The organism is Colwellia sp. 6_MG-2023 (assembly GCF_030547765.1).
Taxonomy (GTDB): Bacteria; Pseudomonadota; Gammaproteobacteria; order Enterobacterales; family Alteromonadaceae; genus Colwellia.
The window spans coordinates 133,272-156,493 of record NZ_JAUOPP010000003.1 but is presented as its reverse complement, the minus strand read 5'-3'; the positions used below and the strand labels follow the sequence as shown (position 1 = coordinate 156,493).

Sequence of the window (23,222 nt, the reverse complement as noted above, 5' to 3'; positions counted from 1 at the left end):
TGTTATTTGTTCTTGGTGATAAATATTATTTTTAAAATTTAAAATAATATTTATCTTTTTATGAAAAGGTTCAGTTAAAACAATAATAAAAGCAAACACCATTAAGCAACTGTTTTATAGTGATTTATTGTTGAATTCTCTGTTTTTCCTGTTTTTTTTTATGTTACTTAATATGTCTGAATGTGAAAAACCTTACCAAATGGTTATAAATGGTATTGACGGTATGAGCTGATACCGTTTAATATCATAAGCGACAGATCAGGTCATACGACTCGTTCAAAAAAGTTTACGGGGCAAAATAGTCTCGAAACGTATAAAAAACAAACAAATAACAAACCAATCACAAATGTGATCCAGGGAGTAAACATGTATAACAATAGCAAATTAGCTAAGGCAATTCGTCTAGCTATGATGTTTGGTGCTGCGGCAACTGCATCAATTTCAACGTCAGCATTTTCAGCAGAAGATGGCGCTGAAGAAGTAGAGCGAATTGCAGTAACAGGTTCTCGTATTAAACGTACCGATTTAGAAGGTTCAATCCCTGTTACCGTTATTGATCGTGCGGCGATTGATTTCTCAGGTCAAACTTCAGTTTCAGATTTATTACGTAATACTAGCTTTAACTCTGCTGGTTCTTTCCGTCCACAATCAGGTAGTTCTGCGCAAGGTATTTCTCAAGTTAACTTACGTGGCTTAGGCTCTGAACGTTCTTTAATCTTAGTAGATGGTCGTCGTTTACCTAAATCTCCATCAACAGGTAACTCACAAGATTTAAACTCTATCCCTATGGCAGCGGTAGAAAGAATTGAAATATTATCTGATGGTGCTTCTGCGGTATATGGTTCTGATGCTATCGCTGGTGTTATTAACATAATCACTAGAAAAAACTTTACTGGTGCTGAGTTACGTTTAGGCGCTTCAGAGGTTAGTTTACCAAACGAAGGTGGTGATCGCGAAGAGGGCTCTGCTGTATTTGGTGCTTCAACTGATAAAGCCTCTGTTATTGGTGGTGTTTCTTGGAACAACCGTGACATTATTTTTGAAAATGCTTATGATTGGGTTCAACCTGGTGCGTCAAGTTTTGGTGCAAACTGGGTAAGACCTGGAGGCTACCTTGGTGAAGATGATGCAGGTGGATTAAGTTCAATTCTTTCTGCTGCAGAATGTGATGGTTTACAAGATTTCTTCATGGCTGGTGATGATTTTTGTGCATATAATTTCAATGCAACAAATGCTAATGAAGCATCAACAGGTAACACGTCTGGTTTCTTGAAAGCTGAATATGAAATTAATGATGACTGGAAAATATTCTCTCATACATTGATTTCAAAAACTAAGTCGTTTGGTCGTTATGCACCAACATTGAATGATGCTGGTGTTGGCGCATTTATGTCTGCTGATAGCCCAAATAACCCAACTAATCCAGATAGCCCATTTTATGAAGAGTCTACTTCAGGACAAGGTGCTCAAGAAGTTGGTTTCCGTCATCGTTTTGCTGCATTAGGTAACCGTGATAGTGAAGTTGACAACTGGTCAACTGACTTTTTAGTTGGTGTTGAAGGTAACATTGGTGATGTTTTTGTTGATTTCGGTGTACGTAAAAACAAAACTAAGACTTATGAAATTGGTCGTGGTTACTTAATGGGTTCTAATGCTCGTGTTGCTATTGATAGTGGCGCATATATGATCAATGACCCGTTCGGCACTCGCTTTACTACTGATGCAGAGAAAAGTGAGTATGCTACATTATTATCTGGTTTAAATGTAACTACATCACGTATTGGTACGTTTGAACAAGAAGAAGTTTTCGGCTCTGTTGCATTTGATGTAATGGAAATGGATGGCGGTACATTACAAGCTGTTGTTGGTGCTGAATACCGTAAAGAAGATTACTCTGATACTTATGACTCTTTGTCTGAAGCTGGTCAAGTTGGTGGTTCTGCTGGTAATAGTGCTGGTGGTGGTCGTAACCTTAAAAGTGCTTATTTTGAAGCATTATTTCCTGTTAAGGAAGGTTTAGAGTTCACAATCGCTGGTCGTTATGATAACTACTCTGATTACGGTAGTGATTTCTCTCCTAAAGTTTCTGTAAAATATGATGCAACTGATAACTTAGTATTACGTGCATCATACGGTGAAGGTTTCCGTGCACCGACATTAGATATTCTTACTGCTAAACCGGCTCCTGATAACCCAAGTGTTTCAGATGATCCGTCATGTCTTAACTTAGGTTTAGCTGAAGGTTGTGATGTTCAAGTTAGTGCAATCACTTTAGCTAATGCTGAAATGGGATCTGAGTCTTCTAAGCAAATCTCTTTAGGTTTAGCTTACCAGCCAACAGATTGGTTAAACTTCTCTGCTGATTATTATGAGATTGAAATTGAAAACATGATCCGTTTCTTCGGTTCTGAAACAATTCTTACTCGTGAGCAAACAGGTGACCCAATTCCTGCTGGTTTAGGTGTAACTCGTTTAGCTAATGGTGGTATTGATTTAATTACCCAAGGTTACGCGAATGAAGGTAAATGGGAAATTAGTGGTCTTGATTTAAACCTAAATACTACATTTGATTTTGGTAATGCAGGTACTTTAAGACAAACATTACAGTTTAGCCATCAGTTCGATAGCATCATTGATGGTGGCCGTAACACAATTAAAGATACAGGTGAACCACAGCAACGTGCTACGCTAAGCAACAGCTACTCTTGGGATAACTTAGACCTAACATGGAACATGAACATGATTGGTTCTCAGTATGAAGATGTAACACAAGTAGATGGTGGTGGTGTTGAGCGTACTGGTAATATTGCTACTTGGATCACACACGATCTTCAAGCAACTTATAGCTTATCAACAGGTACTAAGATCTCTATTGGTATGCAAAATGCGTTTGAAAAAGAGCCACAGTTAAGCAGCTTCGATGGTCGTAACTATAACTTTGATCTTTATGATGCATACGGACGTATTACTTATGTTCGTTTATCTCAAACTTTCTAAAGATAAGTTAGCATGAACTTTTAGTTAACTGAAAGTTGTACAAAATAAAGGTGGGTATTATACCCACCTTTTCTTTTTTAATAGGTAGAGAAAATGCAACATTGGAGTACTTATTGGTCATCAACAAAGTCACTTAATAGTTTTGCAGAAGGAGAACATAAGCAAGGCTATGTTGGACAAATAGCAGATTTTTGGCATAAAGAATTTCAACAATTTTCTAACTCAGCAAAAATATTAGATGTAGCCACAGGTAATGGCGGACTTGCTGTTTTAGCTAAAAAATTTAATCCTTATCTTAATGTTTATGGCTCAGACGCAGCAGCTATTAATCCTCTTTCCAAGTTTAAACCTTCAGATCCTATTTATAATACGCTTAAAAGTGTTAAATTTTATGGTGAAATGCCGACAGAAAAGTTAGCTTTTAAAGACCAAGTGTTTGATGCTGTTATTAGTCAATTTGGTTTTGAGTATGCCGAACCAAGTGCCGCAGTATTAGAAATAAACCGAATTCTAAAACCTAATGGCAGTTTTATCGCTTTAATTCATCATGAGTCTTCATTTATTACCGACGATTGTAAAGTTGGTATTAATATCATTAATAGATTATCAGCAAACAACGGCTTATTAGATGGGTTACAAGATTTTGCAAACTTATGTGAAACAATTAAAGATAAAAATAATCCAACATTAGAACAGCAAACTCAATTTCAGCGCAAAAATAAGGATTTATTAAACTTATTTAAAGAGCTGCAGAGAGCTTGTAATAACGAAGTACAATTAGATTGGTTCAACTTACTAGCCAAAGAGTTAGTACCTGTCATTATGAACTGGAAGCATATTAATAGGGAAAGTGTTGCGACTATCATAGCCAATACACTATTCTTTAGGCAACGCTTAGAAGATCAAGTTGCAGCTGCTTGGTCGATGACTGATGTTAATCAAATCCAAACCTCGACACAAGATAACTTCAGTTCGTTTAATATGACGTCAATTGATCATGATTTAGGTAAATTATGCTGGGCAATTCAAGCAACTAAAAATACAAATATTTAGCTGTTGTTTTTGAAAAAAAGTAATTATGATAAAATTACTTTTATGGTTTCTACTTTGACCATTACCTTAGAAAATTATTCGTGCATATGCGGAGAAGCTTTATCAAGAGATTAGATAAATTAAAAAATAAAGCCGGTGAAATACTCAACCGTACGTTTGATCAACATATCAACTTAGCGGTTACTGGCTTAAGTCGAAGTGGTAAAACAGCCTTTATAACGTCGTTAGTTAATCAGCTAATTACCGAAGGAAATAGCAGTAAACTAAGTTTTTTTGATCCTGTACATAATGGAAATTTTATAGCAGCTAAACGTGTGCCGCAAAAAAATTTATCTATTCCACGTTTTGATTATGATAAAGCCATAGCTTCCCTGACCAATGAGCATCCAACATGGCCCGAGCCAACCCATGGTATTAGTGAACTGCGCCTTGCTATTCGCTATCAGCCTCAGAAATCATTACTAAAATATGCCGCTGATATGGCGACATTAACGCTTGATATAACTGATTATCCTGGTGAGTGGTTACTTGACTTACCTATGCTCAAACAAACTTATGAGCAATGGTCTGAACAAACGCATGCCTTATTAACAGCGTCACCGCGTCTAGAGTTCTCTCAGGGCTTTCTAACCAAGGTTGCTAGTATAGATCCGTTTGATGAAGCTGATGAGGAGTTATTAGCGCAATTATCTAAAGAGTATACTGACTTACTGCACGCATTTCGTTATCAATTAGGGCTTAGTGTTATTCAACCAGGACGATTTATTTTACCTGCTGAATTAGCTGGAGCACCTATTTTAGAATTTTTTCCTTTTCCAAACTTAACAAATATTGATGGAAATGATTATCAGAATGCCAGTGATAATAGTTTTATTGGGATGTTAAGAGCCCGATTTATTGAGTATAAAGAAGAAGTTGTTAAAAAATTCTATCGTCAGCATTTTTTACGATTTGATCGACAAATTGTTTTAGCTGATTGTTTGACGCCATTAAATTCATGCTCTAATAATGGTGGCGCAGAAGGCTTTTCAGATTTACAACTAGCCATTGATATGATTTTAGAAAGTTATAGTTATGGTAAATCAGGTTTGTTTTCGCGTTTATTTTCTCCAAAAATTGATAAGTTACTTTTTGCCGCGACCAAGGCAGATCACGTAACGGGTGAACAACATGCACCTATGGTGTCGCTATTTAATGAGTTGATTTTTCAAAGTAAACATAACCTAAATTTTGAAGCTATTGAAATGAAAACGCTCGCGATAGCATCAGTGAAAAGTACCACTTCAGGTAAAAGTTTCCATAAAGGACAGCAGGTTTCCGTTATTCAAGGCTATACAGATCATAGCAGCACTAATCAAAGCTCATTAAATGACGAAATTACGCTAAAAACGAGGGAAAAAATTACATTATTTCCTGGCTCTGTTCCAGAACATTTACCAAAAAAAGAATTTTGGCAAGCGTGTGCTTTTAACTTTATCAATTTTCTCCCTATGAATGGTTTGAAAAAAAACCAGCCTTTACCGCATATTCGTATGGATCAAGTATTACAATTTTTGTTAGCAGATAAAATGATATGACCCAAATAAATAATAGAACTGATGAAGAAAATCATCAGCAACAAATTCTTTTTTCTGAGAGCGAATTATCAGAACAACAGAGCTCTCAAGAGGCAAAAGAAACTGAAAGTGGCGCACAGGTCATTTTTGATAATCAAGATTATTTACCTATCGATGAGGTTAGTGAACTGCCGACAGTGCTGAAAAATAGCTCATCAGATAGTCTTTCTTTAGAAAATAACAAAAGCCGCCCTCGTTGGTTATGGCGCATAGTTTTTACTCTACTTACTGTCATTATTGGAGTGGAGGCGGTTGATTTTTTTATTAATGGTTTTGAACAATCGCCTATTATTACCAGTATTTATGCTGTTATTTTATCTTGTTTAGTGATTATTACTTCTACTACTATTTTCAGTGAATGGTCTAAATTAAGGCAATTTAAACGAAGAGAGATATTAAAGAAAGAAGCAAATCAGTTACTGTTAAGCAGTGATAGCATGGCAAGCTCTTCACCAGCACAGCTAAATGTTCAACACTTTTGTCAAAAAATAACCAACAGTTTACCCTGCGATCTTACCTTGGAAAATGAAAAAGATCAGGTTTGGCAAGATGCATTAAATGATCAATATTCAGATAGCGAATTATTACAACTTTATTCACGGTCAGTATTGTCAAAAGTTGATGAGAAAGCGATGGCTGAAATTGCACGATTTTCAACTGAAGCTGTGGTTTTAGTTGCTCTTAGCCCTGTTGCTATTATAGATATGTTAATTATTGTATGGCGAAACTTTAGGATGATAAATAAAGTCGCAGGTTTGTATGGTTTAAAATTAGGATATTGGAGCCGTATTAAGTTGATTAAACAAGTGTTTATTAACATGGTCTATGCTGGAGCTAGTGAATTAATTGCTGATTTTGGCAGTGATATGATAGGTGCTGATTTACTTGGAAAACTTTCAGGGCGTTTAGCACAAGGACTCGGTGCAGGTATGCTAACAGCTCGATTAGGTGTTAAAACTATGCAGTTATGTCGCCCAATTCCTTTCGAAGACAAGCCTAAACTTTCGCATGTTCGAAAAGAAATGCTGACGACGATTAAAAACCTTATTAGCCAAAAAGTTTAATTTGTAAGTGTTAGTGCATTAACCGTGAGCTAATCATGGTCAAATTAATGTCATTGACTATCTAACTCCACCTTACCTTTTGTTTAATGTCAATTCTAACCATGTTAGAAGGATAGTAAGGTAAAATTCTAATTGAGGTGCCTAAGGTTACTCTGTCGGCTTGCGTTCGCCGAATCCTTTACTTAGCTTAAACTCTGTAACTAGTACTGTTTCAGTTATCTATAGCCACTATTTATGGCTGTTTTATACTTAAAGTCATTATATTTGTAATAATTAGTTTACATTTTAAACAGATAGGTGTTTTTTGTTAAGTTTATACCACTTCCCTTTCTCTAATATCATGCCTTAAGATGAATATAACTAAAGGGGCTCCCGTATAGAAAAGAAGGTAATAACAATGACAAAATCCACAAGGTATACTTCGAAAGATGCTGACGAACAGGGGATGATTCATTGGTCTGCAAAAGAAAATAAAATATGGAACACACTAATTACCCGACAACTTGTACATATAAAGGGTAAGGCTTGTGATGAGTATTTGATCGGGTTAGAAAAGCTGCAATTACCATTAGACAGAATTCCGCAATTAGGTGAGGTTTCTAAAGTGTTATTAGAAACAACCGGCTGGCAATGTTATCCCGTTCCAGCGTTAATTGGTTTTGGTGAGTTTTTTAAGCTTTTATCAGAAAAAAAATTCCCAGTGGCAACCTTTATTCGTAAAAGTGAAGATTTAGACTATATACAAGAGCCTGATATTTTTCATGAAATATTTGGACACTGTCCTTTGCTAACTAATCCATCATTTGCAAATTATACTCAAGCCTATGGCAAGATGGGGTTAAACGCGACGAAAGAACAACGGCTATATTTAGCTCGCTTGTATTGGTTTACTATTGAGTTTGGTTTGCTTAGTACATCTCAAGGCTTAAAAATTTATGGTGGTGGAATTTTATCTTCACCTAGTGAAACTCAGTATGCATTGACCAATGAAAATGTGGAGCGAAGAGCGCTTAGTAAGAATAAAGTACTCGACGTTTTAAGAACACCATATCGTATTGATATTATGCAGCCAGTTTATTTTATGCTAAATAGCGTAAGTGATTTAGATCGCATTAGAGAATTGGATGTCGATGAAATTTTCCAGTTAATTGAAGAAGCTAAATCACTTGGTTTATTCGAAGCTAAATTCCCACCCAAAGAAATGGCTTAGTATATATTGGTCAGTTAAGTAACTATTAATTGGCTAGTTAATTGATAGTTTGCGTCTAGCTAACAAATATAGTTTCAAAATAGTTAAATAATAGTAAACAATTAAGGAATATAAAATGAGTAATGAATTATCAATACAGCAATGCGAAGCATGTCACAGTAGCGCACCTCAAGTTAGTGACGATGAATTGAAGAGCTTATTAAAGCAAATTCCTGATTGGGTACCTCAAGTGCATAATAAAGTGATGATGTTAGAGCGTGAATACAAGTTTAAAAACTATAAATTGGCGTGGGCATTTGCTAATAAGGTGAGTGAATTAGCTGAATCTGAATTTCACCATCCTGCTATTTTACTTGAGTGGGGTAAAGTGAAAGTAACTTGGTGGACACATGCTATTGGCGGTTTGCATAAGAATGATTTTATTTGTGCAGCAAAAACTGATCAATTATTATCAGATTAAATTTATTTTTCATATCTTAAATTCCAAATATTATTCCTCTTTGATATAAAGTGGAGCCTTGTGATATATAAAAGCCTTAATAATATCTATTATTAAGGCTTTTATATTGTAAAAAATAGTTTACAATAAGTTTTTTGTATTTGAAAAGGTTGTATAAATGCGCTTGGAAATTACGTGCCATGACCGTGTTGGTATGGGGCAAAAAGTATTAGGGATTTTTGTTGAACATGGAATTAATGTGCGAGGTATTGAATTAAAGCAGCCAGGCAGAATCTTTATCAATATACCTGATTTAGACTTTTCAGATTTACAAAAATTTATGCCACAATTGCGTTTACTAGAAGGAGTAGGGGACGTACGAACAGCACCTTATATGCCATCAGAGCGTGAAAGGAATGAATTAGTAACACTCATCAAAACTTTTCCCGATCCCTTTATTTCCTTAGATATTAAAGGAAACATTCGTATAGTAAACAATATTGCAGCTACTATTATGGGCTGTGATAATGATGAAAGTGTTAAAGGTCAGCATGTAAGTCAATGGCTGAAAGGTTTTAACTTTACTCGCTGGTTAGACAGTGACGATGTGTTAGCACAAACTTGCCGTTTGAAATTTCAAGGTGAGGACTTCGTGGCAGATATAATGCCAATTAATGTTGCTAGCGAGGACGATACTGAACACAACAAGCAGATTTTAGCCGGGGCAGTATTAATATTAAAGTCAGAAGCTCGTTTAGGTCAGCAGATTAATGCATTTAAACAGCCGAGCGAAAATACCTTTTCAGGAATACAAGCTAGAAGCACGAGTATGAGAAAAGTGATTAGAGAAGCTAAGCGCATGTCTTTACTTGATTCTTCTATTCTTATCATTGGTGAAACAGGTACAGGTAAAGAGTTATTAGCAAGAGCATGCCATGCTGCGAGTGAACGTGCTGATCAACCTTTTATGACTTTAAATTGTGCTGCTTTACCGGATGATGTCGCTGAGTCTGAATTATTTGGTGTTGGTGAAAAAGATCAAGTTCAGGGCAAACGTGGAATTTTTGAGCTTGCTGATAATGGAAGTGTTTTTCTTGATGAAGTGGGAGAAATGTCAACCAAGCTACAAAGTAAGTTATTACGTGTTATTCAAAATGGTAGCTTCAGAAGGGTCAATTCAGAACAAGAGGTTACCGTCAATGTTCGTATTATTAGTTCTACCAACAAAGATCTGCTTCATTTAGTGTCGCTTGGAGAATTTAGAGAAGATCTTTATTATCGTTTAAATGTTTTTGGTTTAAATATTCCACCACTACGTGAACGAAGAAGTGATATTTTACCATTGACCGAGTTTTTTATTGCTCATGCTGGGCAGCGTATTGGTCGAGTAAATTTAAAATTAACGCCAGAATGTCGAGATTTTATTGAACATTATCCATGGCCAGGTAATGTGAGGCAGTTAGAAAATGTGTTAACCCGAGCAACTTCATTGCTAGAAGGTGATGAAATCGAAATAAGTCACCTTCAGTTGCCAGCATATACACGTGAACATGGTTATTTAGAACAAGAATTTGAAGGGACACTTGATGCTGCAGTAAAAGGGTTTGAAGCTGATCTATTGCGTAAGCTATACCCTGCTTACCCAAGCACAAGACAGTTAGCGAAGAAATTAGGTTTAAGTCACACAGCCATTGCTAATAAATTACGTGAATATGACATCAATAAAAAAACAGTAAAAATTTAGCCTTAATAACATAACAAAAATAGTGAAATACCTTTGTCAGCATATAAGCAAACGTAAGGAATTGTATACTGACAAAGGATAATCGATCTTATATTAATGATATATAACCTTCTCATTAAGCTCATTTAACCGCGATGAATAGAAAATACCGCGTTGCCATGCAAGTGGCAAAATACCTGTAAAGAATTTCTTCCAAAGCTTGCCGCGCTCTCTTTTATAATTACTTGTCGATTTTAGCTAAATATTCATAGAATTAGTCTTCTCTGATCATTGTCTTTTTACGAAAAGGTTTTCCATGAAATTAGCTACTCTTAAAAATAATACGCGCGACGGCCAACTCGTTGTCGTCAGCCGTAATCTGACTAAAGCGATTGCGGTACCTAATATTGCTGTTACATTGCAAAATGCACTAGATAACTGGCAAGAGATAGCACCTAAATTAGCATTAGTTTATCGCCGCTTAAATGAAGCTGTATTCAATAGTGATATGACAGGTATGATTGATTTTGAACAAGCTAATTGTGAGTCACCATTACCTCGTGCTTATCAATGGGCTGATGGCAGTGCCTATGTAAATCATGTAGAGCTAGTTCGTAAAGCACGTAATGCCGAAATGCCAGAAACCTTTTGGACAGACCCTTTAATGTATCAAGGGGGCTCAGATGCTTTTATTGGGCCTTATGATGATATTAATGTTGCATCTGAAAGCTATGGAATTGATTTTGAATCGGAAGTAGCAGTCATCACTGATGATGTTCCAATGGGAATTTCGTCAGAACAAGCTGCAAGCCATATTAAGTTATTAATGCTGGTGAATGATGTATCCTTGCGTAATTTAATTCCCGGTGAATTAGCTAAAGGATTTGGCTTCTTTAGCTCAAAACCTTCAAGTGCCTTTTCTCCTGTTGCGATTACACCTGATGAATTAGGGGCTGCATGGGATGGTAAAAAACTACACTTACCTTTAATCACCCATTTGAATGACACATTATTTGGGAAACCAAGTTGCGGTGTTGATATGACGTTTGATTTTCCTACCATTGTTGCTCATGCTGCAAAAACTCGGCCTTTGTCTGCGGGCTGTATCGTAGGCTCAGGTACTATTTCTAATTACGATCGTTCGGCTGGTTCAAGCTGTTTAGCGGAAAAACGTATGTTAGAAATTGTTGCCAATGGAGTTGCTAGTACTGAATTTATGAAGTTTGGCGATAAGGTACGTATTGAAATGTTTGATGACAATGGTGATAGTATCTTTGGGGCTATTAATCAAAAGGTTGTCGAATACAAAATGTCATAAATAAAGGCATTAGAAAGTAGGGGGTATTATGAAGCTTTATGGTTATTGGCGTTCAACGGCAGCTTATAGGGTACGAATAGCTTTGTACTTAAAAGGAATTGATTTTGAATCTGTGCCAGTACATTTAGTTAAAAATGGTGGAGAGCAATATAAGGATGATTATACTGCCATTAACCCTAACCAATTAGTGCCTACCTTAATTGATGATGATTTGACTTTACATCAATCATTAGCAATTATCGATTATCTTGAATCGGCAAAATCAGGGTTATCATTATATCCTGATTGCATAAAAGATGTGGCTAAAGTGAGGGCTTTTGCATTAAATATTGCTTGTGAAATTCACCCATTAAATAATTTACGTGTTCAACAATATTTAGTGGATGAACTTAACTTACTAAGTGATGCTAAATTAGCGTGGATTAAGCATTGGATGGTTATTGGCTTTAATGCGATAGAAAAGCAGCTTATCCATACGTCGGGTTGCTATTGTTTTAAAGATCAAATAACTGTAGCTGATATTTGTTTAATACCACAAGTGTATAACGCTAATCGTTTTAATATTGATATGAATCATTTTCCCTATATAAACCGAGTAGTAGATAATTGCAGTAAACTTGAAGCCTTTCAATTAGCATTACCTGAAAATCAGGCTGATGCACAGCTATGATGCTGTTTATGATGTTGAGTCATCTGCAGCATGCTAAGTATGTTACTTTAAATTGATAGTCGGCTTAATGAGTTTAGTGAAATAATGATTAACGAAAGAAAAGCCTAGTAACTCTATTTGTATTTTTTAAAGGGATTATACTGATAATGGTTGGATTCTAATCGTGGTTAACGAGATTAGAATCCAACTTGATAAATTAATGCAATATTCTTGCTTTAATTGTGCCATCAATCGCTTTTAATGCTTTTAATGCTTGTGCACTATCAGATGATTCAATATCAATAACTACATAACCAATTTCTGAATCTGTTTGTAAATATTGTGCAGCAATATTTATATTATTTTCAGCAAAGGCTTGGTTAATTTTTGTTAAAACGCCTGGTTGATTATGATGAATGTGTAGTAAGCGGCTTGTACCTGTTTCTCCAGGTAAAGAATGCTCCGGTAGTGATACTTCAGGGAAGTTAACTGCCGATAAACTTGAACCATTGTCAGAATATTTCGCTAATTTACTTGCTACTTCTAAACCAATGTTTTCTTGTGCTTCTTTTGTACTACCACCAATATGTGGTGTAAGAATTACATTATCAAAACCACGTAATGGTGATACGAATTCATCATCATTACCTTTAGGCTCAACAGGGAATACGTCAATGGCAGCACCTGCTATTTTTTTGTCTGTTAATGCTTGTGCAAGTGACTCTATATCTACAACGGTACCGCGAGAAGCATTAATAAAAATCGCGCCTTTTTTCATCGCAGTAAACTGTTCTGTACCTATCATATACTGTGTTTGGGGTGTTTCTGGCACATGTAAACTAACAACATCAGCTTCACTTAACAATGACTTTAAGGAAGATGATTGGCTTGCATTGCCTAAAGGTAATTTAGTTTCTATATCATAAAACTTAACACGCATACCTAACGTTTCAGCCAGAATACCAAGCTGAGTTCCAATATGGCCATAGCCAATGATACCGAGTGTTTTTCCGCGAGCTTCAAAAGACCCTACCGCAGACTTCAACCATTCACCACGGTGTGCTTTTGCACTTTTTTCAGGAATACCACGTAGCAATAATAAGGCTTCACCTAATACTAATTCTGCAACAGAACGGGTATTAGAAAAAGGCGCATTAAATACTGGAATGCCACGTTTTTTAGCTGCTTTGACGTCAACTTGGTTTGTGCCGATACAAAAGCAGCCAATAGCAACAAGCTTTTTAGCGTGGGTGATAACTTCAGCAGTCAACTGAGTACGAGAACGGATACCAATAAAATGCACATCAGCTATTTTGGCAATTAAATCATCATTCGAAAGTGATGTTTTAATATACTCAATATTCGAATAACCTTTCTCCTTTAACTCATCAAGTGCGCTTTGATGCACACCTTCAAGTAAAAGGATTTTTATTTTGTCTTTTGCTAATGATTTTTTGCTTGTTGTCATAAGGTATGGCTTCACTTATTTAAGTTAGAATTACATTGTTAGTAAAAAAGTCAGTTAAATAAAAGTCAGCTAAATAAAACGTTTAGATGGCTAGATATCTATAATTCCAATAAGATAACATATAGCGTATAAACTCTAAAGAAAATATTTGAGTAAACAAATTAAGTGTTTGATTATTATGTTTATTTATCTGGTTACTTAGCTTAATTAGTTAGATGAATGACTAATTAAGCTTGTGGATACTATTTTTATTATTACATTAAAACTAATAAACCAGGCCTTAAGTGTATGATATTATTTGATAATTTCAATTCCGCCATTACTACCAAGGATCAGTACATCAGCACCTCGTGCTGCGAATAAACCGTTAGATACAACACCGACAATAGCATTAATATCAGCTTCTAACTTTTTAGCATCAGTAATTTTTAAGTTATGTACATCAAGAATAACATTGCCATTATCGGTAATAACACCTTGACGATATTCGGGGTCGCCGCCTAGCTTTACTAGTTGTCGAGCAACATAGCTACGCGCCATAGGAATCACTTCAACTGGTAATGGGAAGGTACCTAATATGTCAACTAACTTTGAATCGTCAGCGATGCAAATAAATTGATTGGCAACAGCGGCAACAATTTTTTCTCTTGTGAGTGCAGCACCACCACCTTTGATCATGGTTAAATACTTGTTAACTTCATCAGCGCCATCAACATAAACATCTAAAACGCCTACATTATTAAGATCAAATACCTCAATGCCATGTGCTTCCAAACGTTTAGTCGACTCATCAGAGCTGGAAACTGCACCTTCAATATCATCTTTAATCGTTGCTAAAGCGTCAATGAAGTAATTAACAGTAGAGCCAGTACCAACACCAACAATAGTGCCTTCTTTAATAAATTCTAATGCTTTATATGCTGCTGCTTTTTTCATTTCATCTTGTGTCATGAGTTTGCCTTATAGGAGTATAGCTATTTTAGTATTTCATTAATGCGCAGATTATAGCAGTCGCTTGTTAAAAAGACAGTAATAGCAACCTATACTAAGTTGGTAGCCTTAAATTGAACTTACTTATTTGGTTTTTTACTCTGTGCGGCAGTTGTAAAATTGAAAGCTCGGGTGGGGGTAATTATTTTGGGTAATGGAATATCCCAAGCCTCTACAGGAATGGTGTCGACTTGCTGGCAATCATGAGCAAGCCCAATTGGAGAGAGCTGATGTTGTTGCCAATTAGCAAGTGTTCTATCGTAAAAACCTCCACCCATACCTAACCGAGCGCCTTTATTATCAAAGGCAACTAACGGTGTGAATAAAAGATCAAGTTGGGCTAATGGGCAAATTTTATCGACTGCTAGTTTGGGCTCCAAAATACCATAGCTATTTTGTATCATTGTGCTATTTTCTTCATACAATAGGAATAGCAAATGACCAGAACAAAAGGGATGTAAAACGGGTAAATAAATGTGCTTTTTTTTCTGCCAGCACCAATGAATAAAAGGCTGTAAGTCTAACTCACCGTCATTGGCTAAATACAAAGCAATATGTTGAGACTCTTTTACAAAAACACTATTTTTGAGTGTTGATAATAAAGCTAGTGCGGCACTTTCTTGAAATGAACTAGTCAGTTCTTTTCTTCTATCGCGTATTATTTTTCGAATCGAGTTTCTAGTGTCATTTGAGGGGGAGATTAATAAAGATTTAGTCATCTTATATTTCTTAATTGAAAATAAAAGTGGGTGTATTTAAACACCCACTGAATGCTAAATAAAAGTTAATTAAGCATTATTACTTGCTACATTAGCGTTGTGTTTTACTTCATTTTCATCTGATGCATTTTCCCAGAATCTAGATTTAAAACCTATTAATAAAACAATCAAACCAATACTAATAGTAAACAAGCTAATCTGTATGTATAACGCAGGTATTTGAGATACATTATTTGGATCGTAATTACCCGCTAATAAACCTGAAATAATATTTCCGATAGAGTAAGTTAACACAAAAATACCCATCATTTGTCCTGCAAAGCGTTTTGGTGATAATTTACTTACCGCGCTCAAAGCTACAGGGCTTAAACATAGTTCACCAACAGTATGTAAGAAATAAGTGGCAACTAACCAATAAGGCGCAATTTTCATTCCTGACGCTGCATATTGTGCTGCAAAAAACATAACAATAAAGCCACTACCCATAATAATTAAACCTACAGCACATTTTATGCCGTAAGAAGGGCTTACAAGCCTTTTTCCTAAATTAATCCATAAGGCAGCGAAGAAAGGAGATAATAATACGATAAAGATAGAGTTTAACGATTGAAACCATCCTGTTGGTATTTCAAATGAACCAACAATACGATCAGTATAATCACGTGTAAACAAGTTCATTGAAGAGCCTGCTTGCTCAAAACCAGACCAAAAACAAGCTGAAGCGACACAAATAATAAGTAGCGCTATGAGTTTTTTCTTCTCCGCAACAGTTAAAGAGCCCCCGAAATAAATAGTAGCATAGTAAATAACGAAAATAGCAGAAAAGGCAACCGCAACATATTGTGCAATAGTTACCGGTACAATAGTAACAATACCTTGAAATACTGCATAAGTTAATGCAGCCAAGCTAGCTAAGAATATGGCGATAATTGTCCAGCTTAATTTCTGTGCTTTTTTTGATAAAGGATACACTGGACTTGCGCCAACACCATTAAGGTTAGGTGTGGTAATTTTGTATTGAATTAAGCCTATAGCCATACCAACAGCTGCAGCACCAAATGCCCAGTGCCAACCTTGATTTTCCATTAAATAGCCACAAACACCGTAGCCTATAATTGATCCTATGTTAATGCCCATGTAGTAGATAGCGTAGCCACCATCACGACGAACATCTTTGTCAGAATATAGCTGACCAACCATAGCGCCAATATTCGGTTTTAATAGTCCGGTTCCCAATACAACAAAAATCAAACCAATAAAGAATGAATAATCGTTAGGAATAGCTAAAATAATGTGGCCGATCATAATAATAATGCCGCCATACCATACGGCTTTTTGTCCGCCCATTAACCTATCAGCAAGCCAGCCACCAGGAAGCCCCATAAAATATACACAACCTGTATATAACCCATAAATTGCGGCTGCAGAAGCAACGGTTAAGCTTAGACCACCTTCTTGTAACGTTGCCGTCATAAATAAAACAAGTAGCATGCGCATGCCGTAATAACTCATACGCTCCCACATTTCTGTAAAAAAAAGCGTTTTAAGGCCACTAGGCTGACCAAAAAAATCTTTTGCTGGTTTTGATGACATAAAATTGTCCTAATTTTCATTATTATATTAAGTAGAGATACTTGCGTAAATGTACACGCTGCCTTAAAAATATAAACGGCAAAAAAAGTGTACAATGTGCTTTTATACCTGTGCTTTAGTTTAAAGGCAAGTTTGTACTGCGAACAAAGCACTTCTTAATCGGTGTTGTGTAGCGAAATCTTTCCTAGAATACAGAGTAAACTATTTAAAAGGGAATCGCTTACTACTTGTTAACAATATTTCAATCATGTGGAGTTTAAGCAGTAACATGCATGAGTTTGAAGTTGTTTGACTATAAATATACTGTTAAACTTTTGTTATTATTACGCGTAATGAAATGTGAAATAAGTTTATTAAGCATCATTGGGCATAGTTTCAGCACTAGCAACCCTTTATAGTTGCTAGTTAGTGGAATTTAATACAATTTTAAATGGAATAATTCAATGTCACTTACATCAAGTGAAGTAAAAATAGCAATTATTGGTTTGGGCTATGTCGGCTTACCCTTAGCTGTAGAGTTTGGGAAAAAATACCCAACTCTAGGCTTTGATATTAACACCAAGCGTGTAGAAGAATTAAAGCAAGGTCACGACTTCACTTTAGAAGTATCAACAGATGAATTAGCTGACTCAGCTTTTATTTCATACTCTTGTGATGTAGAAGCATTAAAATCGAGTAATGTTTATATTGTTACAGTACCAACACCGATTGATGAACATAAACAGCCTGATTTAACACCGCTTGTTAAGGCAAGTCAAATGCTTGCGACTGTTATCAAGAAAGGAGATGTTGTTATATATGAGTCAACAGTTTATCCCGGCGCTACTGAAGATGTTTGTATTCCACAAATAGAAAAGAATTCAGGGTTAGTGTTTAATAAAGACTTTTTTGCAGGTTATTCACCTGAGCGTATTAACCCAGGTGATAAAGAACACAGAGTAACAAATATCTTAAAAGTGACCTCTGGTTCAACAAATGAAATTGCTGAGTTTATCGATCAGTTATATGGCTCAATTATTACTGCAGGCACATATAAAGCATCAAGTATTCAAGTTGCAGAAGCTGCAAAAGTTATTGAAAACACTCAACGTGATTTAAATATAGCGTTAATAAATGAACTTGCGGTTATTTTTAATAAGCTGAATATTGACACTGAAGAAGTATTAAAAGCAGCAGGAACGAAATGGAACTTTTTACCTTTCCGTCCTGGTTTAGTTGGTGGGCATTGTATTGGTGTTGATCCTTATTATTTAACACATAAAGCACAATCGATAGGATACAATCCAGAAGTTATTCTGGCAGGTCGTCGTATTAACGATGGTATGGGCGCTTATGTCGTTTCACAATTAGTTAAAACAATGATTAAACGTAATATCGGTGTTAATGGCGCCAATGTGTTAGTCATGGGCTTAACGTTTAAAGAGAATTGTCCAGACGTTCGTAATACTAAAATTGTTGATATTTTATCTGAACTGGCAGAATACGATACTAATGTTGATGTTTATGATCCTTGGGTTAACCCAAGTGAAGCAAAAGAGGAATACGGCGTAGAGCTAATAGATAAGCCTAAAGTATCTCATTATGATGCTGTTATTTTCGCTGTCGCTCATAATGAATTTAAAGCATTATCAAATGATAATATTAAAGGTTTAATGAAAACAGATCATGTTATTTATGATTTGAAATATATGCTTGATCCTCAATTAGCCGATATTCGTTTATAAACTAGATAAATTTTCATTCTTTAGATGTTTCGTTCCTTCTTTAATAAGGTAGTTAATTCGAAGCATTTAAAGATGAATAATATGAATAATAAGATCCTGAATCAAGTGCAGAATAAAGGTGTTGTACATTAAACTTACTGAATAATAATCACGTCTTTACCATCTTATTTTCGTCATTTCGTATGTGTTTAATGCGAAATTTAACAATCAACTTTATTAATTTCAGGTTTACTTTATGACTCGTTATCAAGAAATAAAAATACAATTAACATCTGCACCTAAAACATGGTTAGTCACTGGTTGTGCAGGCTTTATCGGCTCTAACTTATTAGAAACTTTATTACTATTAAATCAGAAGGTAGTAGGGTTAGATAATTTTGCTACAGGGCACCAACATAATTTAGACGAAGTTAAAGGACAAGTTTCTGCTGAGCAATGGCAAAACTTTACCTTTATTGAAGGTGATATACGTAGTCTTGATGATTGTAAAAAAGCTGTTGGTACCATTGATAAAAAAGTTGATTATATTCTTCACCAAGCCGCATTAGGATCTGTACCACGTTCTATTGCTGACCCTATTTTAACTAACTCAGCTAATATTACAGGCTTTTTAAATATGTTAGTTGCAGCTAAAGAAGCTATGGTGAGTAGCTTTGTTTATGCAGCTTCTAGTTCAACTTATGGTGATCATCCTGCATTACCCAAAATAGAAGAAAATATTGGTAAACCATTATCACCTTATGCTGTTACTAAGTATGTAAATGAACTCTATGCGGATGTTTTTAACAAAACTTACGGACTCAATGCTACGGGGTTACGTTACTTTAATGTTTTTGGGAAACGACAAGATCCGGATGGAGCTTACGCAGCTGTTATTCCTAAATGGACTGCTGCTATGATTGAAAATCAAGACGTTCAAGTTAACGGCGATGGTGAAACAAGCCGAGATTTTTGTTTTATCGAAAATGCAGTACAGGCAAATATTTTAGCGGCAACAGCACCTGACAGTGGCAAAAACCAAGTTTATAACGTTGCTTTAGGTGATAGAACCACGTTAAACACCTTATTTGACAGTTTAAAGAGTGCGTTACAAACTAATGGAGTCAAATATCTAAAGTCACCAGTATATCGTGATTTTAGGGCGGGTGATGTGCGTCATTCGCAGGCTGATATTTCAAAAGCAAAATCAATGATAGGTTTTGAGCCTGAATTTAAAATTCAACAAGGCATTGATAAAGCAATGCCTTGGTATATTGAATTCTTGTTGAATAAGTAAAGTCACTCTTTAGTTAACGTTTGGCTACATTGACAACCAAAAAAGGGATTACTAAGTTAATCCCTTTTTTATCAGTTATATAAATGGTATTTATATAACTTGCTACTAGTTTTTTAAGTGAAGACATTCATCATTCAGGTATTCCATAGACTCATTAACAAACACTAAAGTTCGCTGGCGATAACAAAAATAGCTATTAATACCTTCAGGAAAATGCCCAGATATGGTATTACCTATTTTCTTTGCTGTATTTATGATGTCGTTATCAATACGAAAAGGGTGCTTTATAATAAAATCTTTGTTGAGACGCCACATAATATCTAAGCCTTCGATCGATGAATATTCAGAAAGTTTTTGATAAAGTGTTTCCCCTTTTCTAAAAGGACGATTTTCTTCAGTGCCACGCCAGTTTCTAGGGTAAGAACGGGTACTTATCTGTTTAGCTTGTAATATTTTAACTAAATCACCTTCGGGCTCAGGCAAAAAGATAACATTATTTACTATTTTTCTGTCTTCTTTATCGCCATACACTTTAGCATAAAAATTAGATAGTCCTTCCGCTGCAGCATTTGGCCTTTTAGATTTTAGTTGCTTTTTTATCGCGTCACTAGCTTCAGCTGTTAATGATTGTGCATCATCTTGATTTGACGAAAGCAGTAAATCCTTATTGAGAAAAAAAGCAATAGCAAGCCCAATTAAGATAGCTGCAATAATAGCACTTCGAATCCAAAACCCCATATAGGTACACTTCCAATTGCTATAATGTTAAATATAATATAAGGCTATACCATACAAAATAGTTAAAAAATTATCAAAGAATAATCGTATATAGTGTCATTGATTATTCATTACTTGTAGTAAGAGTTATTTGTAAAAAGAAGGTTCATCTGGATTTGGGCGAGTTTTAAATCGTCGATGCAACCACATATACTGTTCTGGTCTTTGAGATATCGCTTTTTCTAATTCTTGGTTTACACGAATTAAATCAGCTTCGTCATCTTTACTTGGAAAGTTATCGAATGGTGGTGAAATTGTTAAAGTATAGCCACTGTCATCTTCATTTCTAATGGGAACAATCATCATTGTTTCAACATTTTTTTGTCGAGCAAAAATTAATGTACCTGTTGTTGTCGCGGTTTTTTTAACGCCAAAAAAGGGTACAAACAAGCTACGGTTTCTACCGTAATCTTGATCGGGTAGGTAAATACAAGCTTCTTTATCTTTCAACGCTTTTATAAGGCCTTTAACATCTTTTTTACCCAACATATATTTATTTGAACGCCCACGTCCACGAAATTGGAAAAACTCCATTAAAGGATTATTATGTGGTCGATAAAACACTACCATTGGGTGTCCATAGCCTATTCCACGAGCATTGATTTCTACACTTAAGTAATGCATTGCAAGCAGCAGAATGCCTTTACCTTCACTTTGTGCTTTTTCTATATGCTCTAATCCAATCACATTAAACTTTCGTTTAATACGCCAATCCGGCCACCACCAACCCATGCCAGTCTCAAATAATGCAATGCCCGTGTTTTCGAAGTTTTTCTTTAATATTACTTCTCTTTCTTGCTCGCTCATTTCTGGAAAGCACAACTTTAAGTTAACATCCGCAATATGTTTTCTTTTGGATCCTATTTTATAAAGTAGACGTCCTAGCATTCGACCTAAGCCTAATTGCCACTTGTAAGGGAGCCAGGAAATACTATAAAGAATAAAAACCCCTAGCCAAGTTAACCAGTATTTAGGCAATAAAAAGGCTAGTTTAAAATCAGGCTGTAAAACTTTATTTTTACTCACAGTGTTTTCTCTTGATAGGATTAAGGAGATTATTTGATGTTGATTATATCGATTAACGGCAGTTATGTGAAAGAAGAACTGACGGTTTTATTAAAAGTGCGGTTACTTTTAGTTGTAATCTAATTGTTCAATGTATTTTAAGTAAAACGGTATTAGTAATTAAGGTGCTTTTATTATAAAAAAGGGGACGTATTAAATAGGTCCCCTTAGTTACTTTATTGTTGAATATTACTTTGCAGCCATTAATCCTGTATTAATAGCTGTAATGTCTTCATCGGTAATAGTACCGCCAGCACGTTTTAATAATAATATATTTTGGATATATGCATAACGTGTAGAAGATAAGTTACGTTTTGCATTATATAGATTACGTGTGCTATCTAATACATCTACAATAGTACGAGTACCGACTTCAAAACCTGCTTCGGTTGCTTCTAGCGCTTTTGTCGCACTTAGTACTGATTGTTCAAACGCTTTAATACTAGAAATACTGGCTATTACTGTATTGTATGCATTACGAGTAGTACGAACGACAGAACGGTGTGTTTGCATTAAATCTTGGCTAGCCAATACAAAATTATTTTGTGCTTTACGCACACTACTTTCTATCGCGCCACCTGAATAAATAGGTACATTAAGCGTTAAACCAATAGAGTAATTGTCTGTCGCTGGTGTGCTTAAATTCACCGAATTTGCTGTTGTTTCACTGTCGCTAGTACTGTAACTAGCATCAAGATCTAATGTTGGGTAATGGCCTGCTCTGGCAGAATTAATAGATTGTTTCGCAATTTCAACACCAACTTGTGAAGCGATTAACTCTAAATTTTTTGCTTCCGCTGTCTTTTGCCATGCATCAGCGCTATTTGGGGTAGGTAATGAAGTACTGAAACGTTCAGTATTTAATGTGTTTATGGCTTTAGGGTAAGTATTAGTGATTACACGTAATTCTTCTTCAGCACTAAATATTGCATTTTCAGCGCGAATGACTTCAGTTACTGCTGTATCATATTGGGCTTGTGCTTCGTGTACATCAGTAATTGCAGTTAAACCAACAGAAAATCGTTGTTTAGTTTGTTCAAGTTGTCGAGCAATAGCCGCTTTTTCTGCTTGAGCAAAAACCAAATCATCTTTAGTGCTTAATAAAGAAAAGTAAGCTTGTGCAACACGTACAATTAAATCTTGTTTTGCTACTTGATAAGTTAAATCACTACGATGGGCTGCTTTTTCTGCAGTATCTAAACTTAGCCAGCTATCATGGTGATAAAGCTCCATGTTTAATTGAGCACCATAACCTAAAGTATTATACTCAGAAGTTAATATATCATTAATACTGTAATTATAACTTTCTGTTTCACCATCAGTATAATTAGCATAGGCATAAATTTGTGGTAATAATACTGAACGTGCCAGTGTGATATCTTCTTTGACTATTTCAAATTGAGCTCGAGCTTTTAAAACAACGGTGTCGTTTAATAAAGCTTGTTGATAAACCGATAATAAGTCTTCGGCTTGAGTATTAGTTGCTGTAATTGAACCTACAAGAGCTATAATTATTGTACTTAAAGTTTTTTTCATGAGTC

The 23,222-nt window shown here is 35.4% G+C and carries 18 protein-coding genes; 11 read left to right on the top strand and 7 right to left on the bottom strand.

The window, feature by feature from the left end; translation table 11 throughout:
* Positions 1–366: 366 nt before the first annotated feature.
* The 9 genes from Q4503_RS03365 (at position 367) to maiA (ending at position 12,090) form a co-directional block, all read left to right on the top strand.
* The gene (locus Q4503_RS03365; protein WP_303601380.1) at positions 367–2,997 is read left to right on the top strand and encodes a TonB-dependent siderophore receptor; all 2,631 of its coding nucleotides are present in this window, start codon (positions 367–369) and stop codon (positions 2,995–2,997) included.
* A gap of 93 nt (positions 2,998–3,090) precedes the next feature.
* A complete protein-coding gene (locus tag Q4503_RS03360; protein ID WP_303601379.1) occupies positions 3,091–4,050 on the top strand; it encodes a class I SAM-dependent methyltransferase in 960 nt (319 codons plus the stop codon).
* Between the two features lie 86 nt (positions 4,051–4,136).
* On the top strand, positions 4,137–5,627 hold the full coding sequence (locus Q4503_RS03355) for a YcjX family protein (RefSeq protein WP_303601400.1): 1,491 nt from the start codon (positions 4,137–4,139) through the stop codon (positions 5,625–5,627).
* Positions 5,624–6,730 (top strand): YcjF family protein, encoded by a 1,107-nt coding sequence (locus Q4503_RS03350; protein ID WP_303601378.1) that lies wholly within the window; start codon positions 5,624–5,626, stop codon positions 6,728–6,730. Before Q4503_RS03355 ends, Q4503_RS03350 begins: the two co-directional genes overlap by 4 nt.
* Positions 6,731–7,127: 397 nt before the next feature.
* Entirely contained in the window at positions 7,128–7,940 is an 813-nt protein-coding gene (phhA, locus tag Q4503_RS03345; protein ID WP_303601377.1) for a phenylalanine 4-monooxygenase, read from the top strand.
* 115 nt (positions 7,941–8,055) lie between these two features.
* On the top strand, positions 8,056–8,400 hold the full coding sequence (locus tag Q4503_RS03340) for a 4a-hydroxytetrahydrobiopterin dehydratase (RefSeq protein WP_215973286.1): 345 nt from the start codon (positions 8,056–8,058) through the stop codon (positions 8,398–8,400).
* Positions 8,401–8,557: 157 nt separating this feature from the next.
* Positions 8,558–10,123 carry a transcriptional regulator TyrR gene (gene tyrR / locus Q4503_RS03335; RefSeq protein ID WP_303601376.1) on the top strand — a complete coding sequence of 522 codons (1,566 nt, stop codon included), beginning with the start codon at positions 8,558–8,560 and terminating at the stop codon, positions 10,121–10,123.
* A 295-nt stretch (positions 10,124–10,418) separates the two neighbouring features.
* On the top strand, positions 10,419–11,420 hold the full coding sequence (locus tag Q4503_RS03330; protein ID WP_303601375.1) for a fumarylacetoacetate hydrolase family protein: 1,002 nt from the start codon (positions 10,419–10,421) through the stop codon (positions 11,418–11,420).
* Between the two features lie 28 nt (positions 11,421–11,448).
* On the top strand, positions 11,449–12,090 hold the full coding sequence (maiA, locus tag Q4503_RS03325; RefSeq protein WP_215973283.1) for a maleylacetoacetate isomerase: 642 nt from the start codon (positions 11,449–11,451) through the stop codon (positions 12,088–12,090).
* Positions 12,091–12,286: 196 nt separating this feature from the next.
* Here maiA and serA read toward each other — a convergent pair whose 3' ends face one another.
* From serA to Q4503_RS03305, 4 genes are all read right to left on the bottom strand, one after another.
* A complete protein-coding gene (serA, locus tag Q4503_RS03320) occupies positions 12,287–13,537 on the bottom strand; it encodes a phosphoglycerate dehydrogenase (protein WP_215973282.1) in 1,251 nt (416 codons plus the stop codon).
* Positions 13,538–13,831: 294 nt separating this feature from the next.
* Positions 13,832–14,488, bottom strand: a complete 657-nt coding sequence (gene rpiA, locus Q4503_RS03315; RefSeq protein WP_303601374.1) for a ribose-5-phosphate isomerase RpiA — start codon at positions 14,486–14,488, stop codon at positions 13,832–13,834.
* Between the two features lie 119 nt (positions 14,489–14,607).
* Positions 14,608–15,246 (bottom strand): 5-formyltetrahydrofolate cyclo-ligase, encoded by a 639-nt coding sequence (locus Q4503_RS03310; protein WP_215973280.1) that lies wholly within the window; start codon positions 15,244–15,246, stop codon positions 14,608–14,610.
* A 69-nt stretch (positions 15,247–15,315) separates the two neighbouring features.
* Positions 15,316–16,839 carry a peptide MFS transporter gene (locus tag Q4503_RS03305; RefSeq protein ID WP_215973279.1) on the bottom strand — a complete coding sequence of 508 codons (1,524 nt, stop codon included), beginning with the start codon at positions 16,837–16,839 and terminating at the stop codon, positions 15,316–15,318.
* Positions 16,840–17,282: 443 nt separating this feature from the next.
* On the opposite strand from Q4503_RS03305, the gene tviB reads away from it, so the two are divergent.
* On the top strand, positions 17,283–18,563 hold the full coding sequence (gene tviB, locus Q4503_RS03300) for a Vi polysaccharide biosynthesis UDP-N-acetylglucosamine C-6 dehydrogenase TviB (RefSeq protein WP_303601373.1): 1,281 nt from the start codon (positions 17,283–17,285) through the stop codon (positions 18,561–18,563).
* 235 nt (positions 18,564–18,798) lie between these two features.
* Complete coding sequence (locus Q4503_RS03295; protein WP_215973277.1) at positions 18,799–19,839, top strand: NAD-dependent epimerase/dehydratase family protein; 1,041 nt, start codon at positions 18,799–18,801, stop codon at positions 19,837–19,839.
* Between the two features lie 105 nt (positions 19,840–19,944).
* Here Q4503_RS03295 and Q4503_RS03290 read toward each other — a convergent pair whose 3' ends face one another.
* The 3 genes from Q4503_RS03290 to tolC all read right to left on the bottom strand — a co-directional run bounded on the left by Q4503_RS03290 (position 19,945) and on the right by tolC (position 23,217).
* Positions 19,945–20,577, bottom strand: coding sequence for a TcpQ domain-containing protein (locus Q4503_RS03290; protein WP_303601372.1), 633 nt, complete (start codon positions 20,575–20,577; stop codon positions 19,945–19,947).
* Positions 20,578–20,703: 126 nt separating this feature from the next.
* Positions 20,704–21,642, bottom strand: coding sequence for an LpxL/LpxP family Kdo(2)-lipid IV(A) lauroyl/palmitoleoyl acyltransferase (gene lpxL / locus Q4503_RS03285; protein WP_215973275.1), 939 nt, complete (start codon positions 21,640–21,642; stop codon positions 20,704–20,706).
* 228 nt (positions 21,643–21,870) lie between these two features.
* Positions 21,871–23,217 (bottom strand): outer membrane channel protein TolC, encoded by a 1,347-nt coding sequence (tolC, locus tag Q4503_RS03280; RefSeq protein ID WP_303601371.1) that lies wholly within the window; start codon positions 23,215–23,217, stop codon positions 21,871–21,873.
* Between the last annotated feature and the right edge of the window lie 5 nt (positions 23,218–23,222).